The sequence below is a fragment of the Mesotoga sp. H07.pep.5.3 genome (assembly GCF_002752615.1).
Classification (GTDB): Bacteria; Thermotogota; Thermotogae; order Petrotogales; family Kosmotogaceae; genus Mesotoga; species Mesotoga prima.
This window is the reverse complement of the sequence record NZ_AYTV01000025.1, coordinates 1-14,518: the sequence shown is the minus strand read 5'-3', so window position 1 is coordinate 14,518 and position 14,518 is coordinate 1. Positions and strand designations below refer to the sequence as shown.

13 protein-coding genes are annotated in these 14,518 nt (G+C 43.6%); 8 read left to right on the top strand and 5 right to left on the bottom strand.

Annotated elements, in window-relative coordinates; all coding sequences use genetic code 11:
- Window positions 1–74: 74 nt before the first annotated feature.
- On the top strand, window positions 75–641 hold the full coding sequence (locus V513_RS11250; RefSeq protein WP_099772821.1) for an MBL fold metallo-hydrolase: 567 nt from the start codon (window positions 75–77) through the stop codon (window positions 639–641).
- On the opposite strand, the gene V513_RS11245 is transcribed toward V513_RS11250, so the two are convergent.
- The 3 genes from V513_RS11245 to V513_RS11235 are packed head-to-tail and all read right to left on the bottom strand — an operon-like array spanning window position 634 to window position 3,443.
- Window positions 634–1,926, bottom strand: coding sequence for a carcinine hydrolase/isopenicillin-N N-acyltransferase family protein (locus V513_RS11245; protein ID WP_014731566.1), 1,293 nt, complete (start codon window positions 1,924–1,926; stop codon window positions 634–636). The genes V513_RS11250 and V513_RS11245 overlap by 8 nt on opposite strands.
- A gap of 12 nt (window positions 1,927–1,938) precedes the next feature.
- A complete protein-coding gene (locus V513_RS11240; protein WP_041928229.1) occupies window positions 1,939–2,706 on the bottom strand; it encodes a YdcF family protein in 768 nt (255 codons plus the stop codon).
- Window positions 2,703–3,443, bottom strand: coding sequence for a glycerophosphodiester phosphodiesterase family protein (locus V513_RS11235; protein ID WP_257212089.1), 741 nt, complete (start codon window positions 3,441–3,443; stop codon window positions 2,703–2,705). Before V513_RS11235 ends, V513_RS11240 begins: the two co-directional genes overlap by 4 nt.
- A gap of 390 nt (window positions 3,444–3,833) precedes the next feature.
- Here V513_RS11235 and V513_RS11230 point away from each other — a divergent pair, with 390 nt between their 5' ends.
- From V513_RS11230 to pruA, 5 genes are all read left to right on the top strand, one after another.
- On the top strand, window positions 3,834–4,586 hold the full coding sequence (locus V513_RS11230; RefSeq protein ID WP_099772820.1) for a hypothetical protein: 753 nt from the start codon (window positions 3,834–3,836) through the stop codon (window positions 4,584–4,586).
- Window positions 4,587–4,752: 166 nt separating this feature from the next.
- Window positions 4,753–5,064, top strand: a complete 312-nt coding sequence (locus tag V513_RS11225; RefSeq protein WP_014731561.1) for a (2Fe-2S)-binding protein — start codon at window positions 4,753–4,755, stop codon at window positions 5,062–5,064.
- Entirely contained in the window at window positions 5,057–6,874 is a 1,818-nt protein-coding gene (locus V513_RS11220; RefSeq protein ID WP_099772819.1) for an FAD-dependent oxidoreductase, read from the top strand. The genes V513_RS11225 and V513_RS11220 overlap by 8 nt, the downstream gene beginning before the upstream one ends.
- Window positions 6,858–8,006, top strand: coding sequence for an NAD(P)/FAD-dependent oxidoreductase (locus tag V513_RS11215; RefSeq protein ID WP_099772818.1), 1,149 nt, complete (start codon window positions 6,858–6,860; stop codon window positions 8,004–8,006). Before V513_RS11220 ends, V513_RS11215 begins: the two co-directional genes overlap by 17 nt.
- A gap of 12 nt (window positions 8,007–8,018) precedes the next feature.
- Window positions 8,019–9,590 (top strand): L-glutamate gamma-semialdehyde dehydrogenase, encoded by a 1,572-nt coding sequence (pruA, locus tag V513_RS11210; protein WP_014731558.1) that lies wholly within the window; start codon window positions 8,019–8,021, stop codon window positions 9,588–9,590.
- Between the two features lie 60 nt (window positions 9,591–9,650).
- Here the strand turns inward: pruA and V513_RS11205 are convergent, their stop codons facing one another.
- Together V513_RS11205 and V513_RS11200 are read right to left on the bottom strand one after the other, a co-directional pair.
- A complete protein-coding gene (locus V513_RS11205; protein ID WP_099772817.1) occupies window positions 9,651–10,265 on the bottom strand; it encodes a hypothetical protein in 615 nt (204 codons plus the stop codon).
- Between the two features lie 49 nt (window positions 10,266–10,314).
- Entirely contained in the window at window positions 10,315–11,271 is a 957-nt protein-coding gene (locus V513_RS11200; protein WP_099772816.1) for an aldo/keto reductase, read from the bottom strand.
- Window positions 11,272–11,820: 549 nt separating this feature from the next.
- On the opposite strand from V513_RS11200, the gene V513_RS11195 reads away from it, so the two are divergent.
- Together V513_RS11195 and V513_RS11190 are read left to right on the top strand one after the other, a co-directional pair.
- Entirely contained in the window at window positions 11,821–12,465 is a 645-nt protein-coding gene (locus V513_RS11195) for a DUF4230 domain-containing protein (RefSeq protein WP_014731555.1), read from the top strand.
- Between the two features lie 81 nt (window positions 12,466–12,546).
- Window positions 12,547–14,518 (top strand): Ig-like domain-containing protein (locus V513_RS11190; protein ID WP_099772815.1); only part of this gene is annotated, 1,972 nt, incomplete at its 3' end.

Sequence of the window (14,518 nt, the reverse complement as noted above, 5' to 3'; positions counted from 1 at the left end):
ATTCCTGTCCAGATGATCCGTTTCTATAAGGAGGTGCCTAAACGATAGAAGTAATAAGGTTACTGGCTAAAGCATTGGATGAAAACTGTTATGTGGTCAGGGAGGACGAAAGAATAACTATAATTGATCCGGGTTATGGCGTTTCCACAGAACTGGCAGCTTTTGAAGACAAGAAACATCTAAGAGCATTGCTTACTCACGGACATGCAGATCACATTTTTGATCTTGACCAGATTGAAACAGATGAAATCATAATTCACCCCATGGACAAGCCAATGTTACTGGATGCCGAAAAAAGCTTTCTCAATTTATTCGGGAAGAATGCTCTCCTCCTTGGTGGAAAGAAGGTGTTATCTACTGAAGTTCTCCGTGATCGTTGGAAATGCCTTCATACTCCAGGCCACACAGAAGGCTCTTGCTGCTTTCTTTTCGACGAAAGATTCTTGTTCTCAGGAGACACCGTGTTTTCTGCTTCTGTCGGAAGAACAGATCTGCCTGGAGGCGACCATGATCAAATGACGAGCAGCATAAATCGACTCAAAGAGCTTTTCACTAAAATGCCTGATTTAATAGTTTTCCCGGGACATGGCCGGCAGACAACTGCTAGAATTATCTTGAGAGAAAATCCATTCTTTATGTAGGCAATTCTTTCCTGAAGTTTCTGGACTTCAGCCGGTGAAGCAATGCGTCTTGCTTCTTCCAGTAGCTTTTCTTTAAGAAACCTGCCTCTTCTCTTTCTCCTCTAAGAATAGAGGTCATCTTCCTTGCAATCTTCCAGCTTTTTTCAAAGGCCTGTTTCGTTAGATCTGCCTCAGTTGTTTTCCCCCTGCTTAACAACAAGTCCTGTTCAAAAGGAAGACAGTATTCTTTCCATAACTCTGCGGCTTTAGAATCTCTCAATATGGCAAGTCGGTTGAAGATCTCCCAGTTTCCCCAGTAGTTCAAGCCACTTTCCCCTTCTCCAAATGATAAGCTTGATTCTTGACTGTTGAACCAAACTGGCTTATATATTGAAAGGCACGGCAGACTGCTATTTGTGACCCATACCTCTATCTTATCTCCAATAGCTACAACCATGGAAGCGGTTGTTTGAGAAGTTACAACTCCTGCCCCGGCATGCATGCAAATATTTTTCATCGAGCTCTGATGTCTTCTGTCATTGTGGTCTCTAAGGATCTCGAAACATCTTTCGATATTCATTTCTTTCTCTTCAATTAGCTCTCTCATCCTTTTAAGCCTGATTTCGGCACCCGAGAACTTCCTGAATAATCTCCTTTCATATGAACCGGCAAAATCGAATTCCTTAGCTGGATTATGCCATTTTCGATCTTGTGAATTACTGACAACCTGAGGATGCATTTCGTCGATCTCCGTTTCAATAGTGAGGCAATTCGAAATCGCCGCTGATCCATAAACCCTTTTGGTTACCCAAAATCGATCGGAAGTCTCAACAATCCACGCACTCTCTCGATCTGCAACCAGAAATGAATTGTGATAATAGAGCGTTTTCGTGAAACCCCCGTTGCTTCCCTGACCGTATTTCTCAAGAATTCCGATTATTATTCTTACAGCGTGCTCTGCATTTTCAGATCTCTCAAGCGCAATCCTCAGTATGTCCATTCCAAGAAGACCATCTCTTCGCACTCTCTCTTTGGTGAAGACCGCTTCATTACCGATAACTACTCCCTTGTCATTTACTCCCATTTCGCCGCCCCACATCCATGAAGGTTTAGAAATGAGAATTGCGTTGGTCTCACTTACCTGATCCACTTTTTGGTTTGTCGTGAAGAGTTCGTCGGGATTGTTTGATGAGCGAGGAAAGAAGTATACGGCCTGAGGTTCGTTTGGCTCTCGATCACTGTTCTTTCCAAACAGGGTAATACCGTCCGGAGTTGAACTTCCAAGTACTACAAAAGTATCGCACATAATCTCAGCTTCTTAAGGGCTCTTAAAAAGATACCACAGCTGCCCGAAATACTCATGAATGGACGCCAGATTAGCATCTAAAGCTCCCTGATTAGGAAGGAAATCAACAAAACTAAGTTTTGTGTGATCGTATAAATAGTCTGTAGGAAAGGGTGTTACTCTCAAACCGAACTTCTCAAATGAAGTGACCGCTCTCTTCATATGAACCGCCGAAGTAACAAGCACTATGCTGGACCAGTTGAACTGACTGCATATGTCGGCAGAATATCTTGCGTTTTCCCAGGTTGTCTGAGCCATCGGTTCAACGATAACTTTGGATGATGCAACACCACGATCCAAAAGCCAGTCCCTCATAAGTTCTGAAACGGCCACAGTGGATCTGCCAGGCATAAACGATCCTGTCACAATTATGGGCAGCTTCGTCTGTAGATGAAGAGAGTAGGCTTTAGATAATCTGGCGACAGAGTGATTGTCGAGTACCTGACCTTCAGGAGAGATAATTATCCCGCTGCTCAAGACCACTATGGCCTGACCGCTCACGTTATTTGGCGCAGTATATGCCCTTTCCAAAGGCTGAAGATATAGGTGAGTTCCAAAGCCCGTAGAGAGAAGATATGCGAAGAAACACAGAATAATCATGACTACTCCAGAGATCTTTGTGCGTCGTTCTTCGCTTTTCTTAATAAGAATCACTGCAATTATAAGAAAGATTAGGATGAATAGTCCCGGTGGTGTAAGAATAGCTGAAGCGGATTTCTCAAGATACAGCAATGCCGTCACCTTCTTTCGCCTTTTCCTCCAAGTGCAGCCATTATACCCCGAAGATTGTCAGTAATTATAATGTCTACTTCACCCCTGATCTTAATAAGCAATGCGGGATCGTTTAATGTCCAGAGTGCGACCTTAACTCCTTTGGCTCTTACAAATCTAATTAAACTCATTCCCAACTCGAAGCCGATCTCGTCAAACAGTTGAACCGGCAGATTTATCGAATATGGGTGGTATGCTAGAAGCTCTTCGAAATACTCGACAGGATTCTTTCCTCTCGCGTCTTCTCCGATGAGGAGCCCAATCTTCGCCTTTTCATCCTTCTCCTTCACCTTTCTGAGACACTCATGCCAGAACGAAGAAAAGAGTGTTCTATCTATTGCGTTGAAGCTTTTCACCAAAGGTACTACATGATCAGCCGCTAGAGGATCCTTTATTTCAACATTGATGAAGGACTCCTCCGGAAGCTCAAGATAGACTCTTTCCAGAGTAGTAATGCCATCAGGTCTTACAAGTTTCATCTTTCTTAGAGATCTAAAAGTGGTATCCTTTATCTCTACATCAACACCCAGTGTTCGTTTCAAACTGGAATCATGATTGACAACCAGGACTCCATCTTTCGAAAGCTGCACGTCTAGTTCAACTCCATCTGCTCCAACCTGAACTGCTCTGATCAATGAAAGAAGTGAGTTTTCACCTTCTCCGGTTCCCATACCCCTATGTCCAAGAATCAAAGGCCTGAAATTCATAAGAACCTCCATTTCGATAATGATCACATAATCGAAAGCACTAACAAGGACTCAATGTAAGCTGTCTGTTATTTCGTTTCATCTGCGGTATCTGCATATACTCACAATTATAGCAGCATACTTTGTCTGTTCAGGAGAATTCGTTAATATGAAAACTCTCTTCAAAAGAAGAATGGAAATTAGTGGGCAGATCAGGATAAACATGATCAGATACCCAATACCACTTTGCATAGACGGCAGTTTTTGTATTACTAACACTGTATCGCAATATGTTTTGAAAAAAACTTCAAAACGTTGACAAAGAGAATCATTCTCAATTAGAATATTAGTATCGTGCCATATTCGATCTAAATGATCGAGAATATGACGAGATAAAAGGTGGCGTGAAAAATGGATACATTGAAACTGGAAGAAAAATGGCTTCAGGAAACTCTTCCAGAAGGAATCGTTTATCCATCTTCAACAGTTATCAGTGGACCTGGTGGATCTGGGAAACCGTTAGTTGAATATGCGTTTGTTGCCTCTTGGTTGAAAGCTGGCGGTTCAGTAATCAGCATCCCTCTGCAATACCCGACAATGGAAATGGGGAAGACTGCGTTAAAGGATCTATATAGGGTTGATCTGAACGATTACGAAAACCACGTTTCTTATATTCAGTTTGAGCCGGATATGGACAAACATGAAGAAATCGGGAAAAACACAATAAAAGCTAATCTGTTAAAGCCTGAGGTGTGGAAGTCGGTTGTCGAAACAGCAAACAATATGCTTGAACCGAGTGAACTAGGCACTCTAGTTTTTGGATCAGCCCTAAACCTACTTCTGTTTTCTCCAACCTATAGACAGGGGATGCTAAATTATATAACAGAGGTTATTAAGAGTGACAAAAGCAAATCATACATGTTTTCCGTCAGTACAAGTGCCTTTGCAGACGAAATCAAACAGTGGGAAGAGGCAGCGGATAATTTGATGTTTACCAGAATGGAAGACGACATGAGCTTGTTCTTTAGCGTCTGCAGGATGAAAGAAGTACCCTTTTCAACGGAAGAAGTAAAGGTCCCCATTTCGGAAAAGCAACTGGATAAAATCAAAGAGATAGCGCATGCCACTCGCAGCAAAATCATTCCTAAACTAAGCAGAATTTGACGAGTGATTAGTATATTTTCTTAGGCGTTAATCATGAATGTTTCATAACTGATATTGGCGTAGTACTATCCACTGGAGACCACTAAGAAGCTTAAGAGCAATGTACTTCATGGGACCGGATTTGAGACAGATCATTGTGTGATAGAAGTTGTATGGAGGCGATACCTTGGAAAGAATTTTCGAACATCCGTTAATCTCTTTCAAGAGAGGCGAGATTATCACTTTTTTCTTTGAAGGAAGAGAACTCTCGGCATATACTGGAGAGACTATTGCCGCAGCACTTCATGCAAATGGGATAAAAGACTTAAGGTACAGCCCGATAAGAAATCGACCCCAAGGTCTTTTCTGTGCGATTGGGAAGTGTTCGTCATGCTTGATGGAAGTTGACGGTAAACCCAACGTGCGAACTTGCATAACACCCGTAAAACCTGGAATGATCGTTAGAAGACAGCACGGTAAGGGTGAGATTAGTGAGTAATCTGGATCTTCTTGTCATAGGCGGTGGACCGGCCGGCCTTTCGAGCGCAATTGAAGCTGCCAAGAACGGACTTACGGTTCTAGTTGTAGATGAGGGGGTTTCCTCCGGCGGTCAACTGGTCAAACAGACACATAAATTCTTTGGGAATGAGAGTTTTTTTGCTTCGGTGAGAGGCTTCGAAATAAGCAGAAGGCTTACTGAACAATTGAATTCCCTGGACTCAGCTAAGCTTCAAAACGAGAGCTCCGTTGTCGCAGTTTATCCTGATGGAATACTTGTCCATGATATGAAAAATGATCACACTTCACTTTTGAAACCAAAGAAGATCATCCTCGCAACAGGTGCATCGGAGAGGTTTATTCAATTTGAAAACAATGATCTACCTGGTGTCTATGGAGCCGGTGCCGTTCAAACTCTTATGAATCAGTTCGGAATTCTCCCCGGAAGAAGTGTGCTTATGATTGGATCGGGAAATATCGGACTCATAGTCTCTTATCAGCTGCTTCAGGCAGGTGTAGAGGTTAAAGCGATACTTGAGGCTTCAAATCGGATAGGAGGTTACCAGGTACACGCTGACAAGGTGAGAAGAGTGGGAATTCCAATTCTGCTGCAGCATACAATTTTGAGAGCGATTGGAGAGGAGTCCGTGAGGGGAGCTGTCATTTCCAAACTTGATGAAAGATGGAGCCCGATTTCGGGAACGGAGAGGGAACTTGTCGTTGACACGATCTGCATCGCAGTGGGACTTTTACCATCAATAGAACTAGCAGCTCAGGCCGGCTGCGAAATGAAGTATGTCCAAGAACTTGGAGGTTATGTCCCTCTCAGAGACGAGGACATGAGAACATCGATAGATGACATATTTATAGCAGGTGATGCTGCCGGGATTGAAGAAGCAACTACGGCCATGATTGAAGGACAAATTGCAGGTTTAGCAGTGGTGAGTGACCTCACCAAGAATAGCATTCAAGAGAGATTGAAGTATCTTAAGGATACTCTCAGGAAATTCAGAAGCGGTCCTACTTCTTCAAAAACAAGAGCCGGTCTCTCTAAACTTGGAAGCAAGTTTGAGGAAGTGTCATTCACAAATGGTAATCAGAATGATTTCACCAAGTATACGGGTAAGATGCGACCATTAATTGAATGCTTCGAAGCAATTCCCTGTAATCCTTGTGAAACAAGTTGCCCGGCTGGTGCCATAAGCATCGGTGATAATATCAACAGTAGACCGATCATAGATTATTCAAAGTGTACTGGATGTGGCATCTGTGCAACTACTTGTCCGGGGCTTGCCATTTTCATGTTTAGAGAGAACAAGGATGGCACGTGTTCTGTTGGAATTCCTTACGAATTCCTTCCACTTCCTGCTGACGGACAATATGTAACAGCTCTGGGAAGAAATGGAGAGACAATTTGCAAGGCGAAGGTAGAAAAAGTGGTCAAATCGGCGAACAAAACAAATCTTGTCTATATAAGCGTTCCCCGCGAGTATGCTTCAGATGTCCGACATATCTTGGTGCCCTCCAAAGAATCAGGGGCTATGGTCTGTCGGTGTGAAGAAGTAACGGTTGATCAAGTAAGAAAGGCAATTAAAGATGGTTATACAGACTTTGAAGAGCTGAGGCGATACCTGAGAATCGGTATGGGGCCATGTGGTGGGAGAACTTGCAGGCTAAACACCCTCATGATTCTGTCAGAGGAAACCGGGGTACCTGTCGAAAGACTTTCTCCAGGTGTCTTCAGGCCGCCCTCAATACCGGTTAGTTTCAAAGCACTTGGTGAAGGCAGAGTTGATGGTTATGAGGAGTAAATACAAAGTAGTGATAATAGGAGGGGGAATCGTCGGAACGGCGACTGCCTTCTATCTTGCGAAGAGCGGCTTGAATGATGTTGTTGTTATTGAAAAAGAGTATCTTTCGTCGGGTTCAACTGGACGGTGTGGGGGTGGAATAAGGCAACAGTGGTCTGAAAAGTCGAATGTGAGACTCGCAATTAGAAGCGTCAAACACTTCAAGGAATTCCAAAAGGAAGTAGGATTTGATATTGAGTACTTTCAGGGTGGATATTTGCTTCTTGCATACACAGACGAAGAGGTTTCTCTCTTTGAAAAGAATACCAAGATGCAACGGGAAGAGGGACTAGATGTCTTAATGCTTTCGGCAAAAGAAACCGCAAAGAGATTTCCGCTGATAGATTTAAAAGGTATAAAGGCTGCCGCTTACTGTCCAAGTGATGGTCATGCCAATCCTCACTTAACAACTTTTGCTTACGCACACGCCGCCAAAGCGATGGGAGTTGATTTTTCAACTCACACAACCGCGCTGAGAATCTTAACTCAAAACGAAAGAATAACCGGTGTAGTAACCGACAAGGGGAAAATTGAAGCTGAAATCGTTGTTAACGCTGCCGGTGGATATTCCCGAGAGGTAGGGGCAATGGCTGGCATTGATCTGCCAACAGAATCTTATAAACACCAGATATTTGTTACAGAACCGCTGGAACATATGCTAGATCCGCTTGTCATAAGTTTTGAGAACAATTTCTACATAAGACAGACAAAGTCTGGAAATTTCATTATGGGTCAGGGTAGCAAGGACGAACTTCCTGGTCACAATATCGAGCCGACTTGGACCTTCATTTCGGAAATGACTAAGAAAATGCCAGGGATTTTCCCATTTCTCAGGAACGTTAGAGTGCTTAGACACTGGGCCGGTCTTTATAATATGTCTCCTGACGCGAGGCCCATAATTGACCGATCCAAAGATTTAGAGAATTTCTTCTATGCAGTCGGATTCTCAGGACATGGATTTATGCTGGCCCCAGCAGTAGGAGAGGCAGTTGCCGAGTGGATCATATACGGCGAGCCAAGGAGCGCCGATCTTTCAGATCTCAGCCTTGAGAGATTTGAACATGGCATCACCAAAGAAAGAAACGTAGTGTAGGAGGTAATTTCTATGTTTGATGTTACGGATTTCCAGATAATTCCACCATTCAAGAATGAACCATATATCGACCCTTCAGATCCAGAAGTAAGATCCCAGATGATGTTAGCTTTTGAAAGAATTCGTTCTCATGAAAGAAACTACGACTTGTTTATTGGAGGAAGATATCTTTCGACTGAATCCAAAATAGTCTCGAAAAATCCTGCAGATCCCGATGAAGTAGTAGGAACGGTTTCAAAAGCTACTAGAGAGATCGTTGACAAAGCGATTGATGCTGCTTATTTCGCTTTCAAGAGCTGGAGCCGAATGCCTGCTTCAGAAAGAGTAGTCCCTTTTCTGAAAGCTGCGCAAATAATGAGAGATCGACGATACGAATTAGATGCTACGATGATTCTTGAGGTGGGCAAGAGCTGGATAGAAGCCGACGCAGATCTAGCCGAAGCCATCGATTTTCTAGAATACTACTCTCGTGAAGCGCTTAGATATGGACAATCTCAGCCCGTTGTTCAAATTCCCGGCGAATACAATGAGCTCAGATATATTCCTCTTGGTGTCGGCGTGGTAATCCCACCCTGGAATTTCCCCAGTGCAATAATGGCCGGTATGACAACTGCGGCCGCAGTATCCGGAAACTGTGTTTTGCTTAAGCCAGCATCTGATGCTCCGGTTATCGCCGCAAAGTTCGTAGACATTTTAAGGGAAGCAGGACTTCCAGATGGTGTGGTCAACTATGTACCAGGTTCAGGTAGTGAAATTGGCGATTATCTTGTTGAACACCCTTTGACCAGGTTCGTATCATTCACTGGCTCCAAAGAGGTCGGATTGAGAATCAACGAGTTGGCTGCGAAACATCAAAAGGGCCAGAAATGGATAAAGAGAGTGATACTCGAGATGGGCGGCAAGGACTGTGTAGTGGTAGATGAAACGGCAGACACCGATGCCGCGTCGACTGGAGCTGTAGCCAGTGCGTTTGGTTTTCAGGGGCAGAAATGCTCTGCAGGATCACGGATCATCGTTGTTCGTGAAGTCTATGACGAGATGGTTAAGCTGGTGAAGCAGAAAACGGAAGCTCTAACCATTGGAGATACAACCGATCCCAACATTTACATGGGGCCGGTTATAAACGAAAGTGCTGTGTCAAAGATACTCCGCTACATTGAACTGGGAAAGAAGGAAAGCAAGCTTATAACTGGCGGTAATCGTTTGAAACGCAGGGGATATTTCATAGAACCTACTGTATTTGCCGACGCATCACCAACAGCAGCAATTGCACAGGAAGAGATATTTGGGCCTGTAACCGCCATAATAGAGGCGCGCGATTTCGACCATGCGATAGCAATCGCCAACGGTACTGAATATGGTCTAACTGGAGCCTTCTACAGCAAGAGAAGAGACAGAATTGAAAAGGCAAAGACAGAGATTCACGTTGGAAATCTCTACTTCAACAGAAAGTGTACCGGAGCGCTTGTGGGCGTCCAGCCATTTGGAGGGTTTAATCTGTCCGGCACTGATTCTAAAGCGGGCGGAAGAGATTACTTACTACTTTTCCTTCAGGGAAAATCCATCAGTGAGAAGATACTTTAGATTCGACTGTAGAAAAAAAGGTCTCCCGTCAGGGAGACCTTTTTCATCTAACTTCACGTCTTATTCTGCAACTCTCTTAACCGAAATAGTTCCACTTAGATGAATAGTGATAGTTGAATCCGAAGGTGCTTCATAGTCGTAAATCGCAAACCAATCTATATCTTCGGCCGTTCCACCGTTGATTATTTCTAGTATCATATCTAGTGCAGCGGATTCGCCAGAATGCAACCTGAAAGTGTTTTCGCCGGGATAAATTAAACCGCTGAAAAGCTTGCGATCGCTTATTAAATCAGGATCGTTGAAAAAATCCAGGAATTGTTCTTCTGAATGTCTCTCTCTGAAGACATAGAAGTCAATATCAATAGAGCCTTCTGAATCAGGGTTCTCTGGTACCCATTCTACTCTAGCTTTGATCTCCATACCGGTGATTACGAAGTTATCTGGAAGATTCAACTGGGTTTCTTTTTCGGCCTCTTGGATTATCTCGTCGAGCGATGGGACTGTCTCGGTTCCGAAAGCAAAGCCAGATAACGGCAATATACTCCCGGGGAGTTCAAATTCGATGGGTTCTATCAATCCTTCGCCAACTGGGATCGGCACCGAAATTACATACAGACAAGAACTCCCCAGAAAAATAATCAAAATAACCGACAAAAAAAGCAAGAGTCTTTTCATATTGGATTTCTCCTCCCTCTCTTCATTCCAAAAGAACACTCGAAAACGGTCATTCAATAATGGAGTAGATTTCTTTTGTTATCTCTTCGGTAAGTTTATCCTTTACGTCCAAAGCCTTTAGGTTATCTCTCAGCTGTTGAACCTTGCTGACTCCGAGTATTATTGAACTGACGTTTTCATTCTTCAAAATCCAGGCAAGTGCAAGCTGAGCAAGCTCAGTGTCGAGTTTCTTCGCAACGGCGGCAAGTCTTTCCACCTTTTTTAGATTCTCACTCGAAAAGAGCTTGCTCTCTTCCAGATGCTTCTTCAAACCGGGAAACTTTGCCAATCTACTGTCTTCCGGGATTCCTTTGTTGTATTTACCTGTCAGAAGGCCGCTCGCCAGGGGACTCCAGACGGTAAGCCCTAACCCATACTTCTCGTAAATCGGTCGATACTCCGACTCTACTCTTTCCCTCACAAACATGTTATACTGCGGCTGCTCGACAACCGGGTGAATTGCATTCAGCCTGTCGGCTACTTTATGGGCTTCTTCGAGCTCTTTGGAGCTCCATTCAGATGTTCCCCAGTAGAAAGCGAGACCATTTCTTACGATGTAATCCATCCCAAGGACCACTTCCTCCATTGGAACCTCCGGATCTGGCCTGTGAGCAAACAGAATGTCAACATAATTCAACTGGAGTCGTTTTAGAGAATTCCAGGTCCCCTCAAGTAGATGCTTTCTTGAGAGTCCCTTTTGATTTGGTTTGTTTCCTCCCCAAAAGATCTTCGTTGAAACAACTACTTCTTCCCGCTTGAATTCCTTCAGAATTTCGCCCATCATCGACTCTGCCATTCCGCTGGCATATGCTTCAGCAGTGTCGAAGAAGTTTATTCCAGCTCTGTACGCCTCTCTCATCGCCTCTCTTGCATTGTCTATATCTAGCTGAGCCCCAAAGGTAAGCCATGAACCAAGACTTAACTCACTTACAAGAAGGCCACTTTTACCAACTTTGCGATACTCCATTCAAATCATACCTCCCTTTTTAATTCCGATATAGATTGTTTTAATTATATCATCTAAGAATCGTCACGAGAGTTATTATACTTATGTATTTAAACGATAAATCTGTTAGCAGGATGGATTTTCTTTTTTCTCTGATAAACTTGGTATGAAAGAGAATCGAAGATGCCTATTTCTGTTGGAAAGAGAAAGCTTAAGTACCAGCTTTGGGATTCCCGAAGTATAAAGTTGATCTATCCTGCTCATTCGACTTCTGTGTGGTCACTTGGCCACAACAGGATATAAGTGTTGGAATCGATGGAAATTCGAACGAATGGCGGAAGATCTTTTCCGAAGATCAGTAATGGAATTTGGTGCTTGCGCTCATTCAAAATCTATATAGTTCTCAGAAATCACTAATGAGAGTTGAGGGATTTTTTTGCTGTATGTGCAAAACTCTCGATTTACTTTAGATGTAACTGATTGAAGTAATGTAATGGCTGCCAAGGGAGGCGGAATGACACTTTTATGAATACCTTCTGATGGTCGTCAGTGTTTGGAGGTGACTCGTAGTTGATACTCAATGTTGTTCTGATTGCACTTGTGATTCTGCTTGCAGCGTTTATTCTCATGTCCAGGCGAAAGACCAGCTTCAGGACAGAATCGATAATTCACAAAGTGGAGAGAATCTCGGAACTGAGTACTGCGAGGATGACAACGCTTCTGATTTTCGAACCTGAGCGGGAAAGCCTTGTTCCCGGAACATTTCAGCGGTTTATTTTCATTGTTCCCTTTCAGGTAAGGGGTTATGTAGACCTAAGAAAGTTGAAAGAGGATTCAATCGAAATCCATGAAGGTGAAGCAAGAAGGATTAAGCTGATCCTGCCTTCTCCAAGACTCGAAGTTACAATTCCTCAGAGTAAGATTCCCGATATTAGGGTAATCAACCAGAGTGGTGTTTTGACAAGGATCTTTGGAAACAAAGATATGTTGAAGATTTTTCAGTCTTACAGCGACAAAATAGAAAAGCAGGCACTTCAGAACGCCTCAGAAATGGGAGTTGAAGAGACATCTAGAGAAAGCGCAAGAAACTTCTTCCACGGTCTCTTCCTCGGAATGGGGTTTGACGAAGTTGTTGTTCTGTTTGAGCAGGATAACTCATTAGAAACTAATGTGGAAATTGAGAAAGCTGGCAATCAAAGAAAGGAGATTAATTAATATAAACTTTACTCGTAGTCCTTTGGATCACTATCAGCAGATATATTGAAAGAAGGCAATCGTGAGAAAGGAGGAGAAATAATGAAGAGATGGATGATATATCTACTCATTGCCGCAGTTGCCGTGGCAATCGTTCTGATTATTGCACTTCCCGCGCTCCTAAACAAAGAACCGAAACTGCAGTTTCCAGTTCATGTAGTGAATCAGGGCGAGAAGCTATCTGCAAATCTGAAGCCGTTCGTTATCGATGAAAAAATCGATGAAGTAGTTCTTGAACTGGTAGAAGGTCCCGGCACAATATCCGGTTTTTCCTATGTATTCGAACCAGGCTTCTCCTATGAGGGAGAAGTTCGTGTAAGTATAAGGGCAACCGACAAGAAGGGAAAGAGTTCTCAGCAAGAAATGCTGATAAACGTAGTTAGAGTGAACCGCCCACCGGAAATAGACACTTCTCCTATCGTAGTTCGCGAAGGTGAAACAGTGACTATCGACTTGAACTCGCTAGCAGTTGATCCAGATGGTGAAGAACTTGAATTCTCCGTTCAAGGCCCAGGGGAGCTTCACGGAAGTGCTTACATTTACTCTCCAGGCTACAGTGATTCCGGTAAGACGGTTTTGAGAGTACTGGCGAAGGACCCAAATGGAAACGAAACAGCACGAGATATCGAACTTGAAGTAATCGATGTTAACGCCCCGCCTGTTTTGCAGCTCGAGAATCAGATCGTTAATGAAGGAGAGGTTCTCTCGGTTGATATTTCTTCAAAGGTAGTCGATGAAGATAACGACAAAGTGGTCCTTTCTCTAGAAGAAGGTCCGGGAGAGATTACGGAAGGAGTGTTCACTTACGAGCCATCATACTCGGATTCCGGAACTGAAACCGTTAGAATCAAGGCATCAGACGGCTCGGGTAACGATGTCTTTTCAGGCTTCGAAATCCTCGTAATAGACGTGAACCGCCCGCCAAAGTCCTTGCTTAGCGACATGAACGTGAATGAAGGAGAGTCCCTTTCTTTCGATTTGCTTTCCAGGGTTGTCGATCCAGATGGAGATAACGTGACCTTCAGCCTAGAGGGACCTGGAGAGATCGTTGACGGATCTTACATATACAATCCAGATTACTCAGATGCAGGGGACAAATCGGTCGTATTAATTCTCGAAGATGAAAAAGGAGCAACAAACACGGCTTCTTTTATGGTTAGAGTCAATGATGTCAACAGACCTCCTCAAATATCTATTCCCGATCAATCGGCGAAAGAGGGAGAGCAGTTGAAAATATACCTGAAGGGTTTCATTTTCGATCCCGATGGAGATGAGGTCACCTTCGAAATCGCAGACGGACTGGGCTTCATTGAGGATGACCATTATCTATTCACTCCTGACTTCGATTCCGAAGGAATACATGAAGTGACACTAACGGCAAAAGATAATAAAGGACTTGAAAGCGTAGGGTTCTTCAAAGTCACGGTAGAAAACGTAAACAGATCGCCCGTAACGTTATCACCTTCGATAAACACCAGCATCATGGAAAGCTTCACTCTTGACCTCGATCTGGGAAGTCTTTTCGTTGACCCTGACGGAGATGATCTTCAATTCGAAGTGGAAGGCTATGGTATAGTCGTCGACAACAGCTATCAGTACTCTCCAGGGTACAACGACAAGGGAGAGAAGGTTGCAACTGTAACTGCCACAGATCCTTACGGACTGTCAGATAGCTTGGTGATCAGAATCGATGTCAAAGACAGGAATAGAAACCCAGAATCGTCAATAGAAGAGATGAAAACCTCGATACATGAAGGCTCTTCCTTGAAAATCGATCTTCGACCCCTGTTCTCAGACCCAGACGGAGACGAATTGATATACAGTCTCAGTGGTATCGGAGAGATTGAGGGCAGTAACTACTCGTACTCACCGGGCTATGACGAGGCGGGGGAGAAAAACGTTATTGTTACGGCTTCTGATAACAACGGAGGAAGTCTTTCTCTACCAATAATCATATCTGTAATAGATGTCAACAGACCTCCTCAAATATCTATTCCCGATCAATCGGTGAAAG

Coding starts and splice junctions, on each gene's coding strand:
- V513_RS11200 (WP_099772816.1), bottom strand. CDS start 11,271: ATGGAGTATCGCAAAGTTGGTAAAAGTGGCCTTCTTGTAAGTGAGTTA.
- V513_RS11230 (WP_099772820.1), top strand. CDS start 3,834: ATGGATACATTGAAACTGGAAGAAAAATGGCTTCAGGAAACTCTTCCA.
- V513_RS11235 (WP_257212089.1), bottom strand. CDS start 3,443: ATGAATTTCAGGCCTTTGATTCTTGGACATAGGGGTATGGGAACCGGA.
- pruA (WP_014731558.1), top strand. CDS start 8,019: ATGTTTGATGTTACGGATTTCCAGATAATTCCACCATTCAAGAATGAA.
- V513_RS11215 (WP_099772818.1), top strand. CDS start 6,858: ATGGTTATGAGGAGTAAATACAAAGTAGTGATAATAGGAGGGGGAATC.
- V513_RS11205 (WP_099772817.1), bottom strand. CDS start 10,265: ATGAAAAGACTCTTGCTTTTTTTGTCGGTTATTTTGATTATTTTTCTG.
- V513_RS11245 (WP_014731566.1), bottom strand. CDS start 1,926: ATGTGCGATACTTTTGTAGTACTTGGAAGTTCAACTCCGGACGGTATT.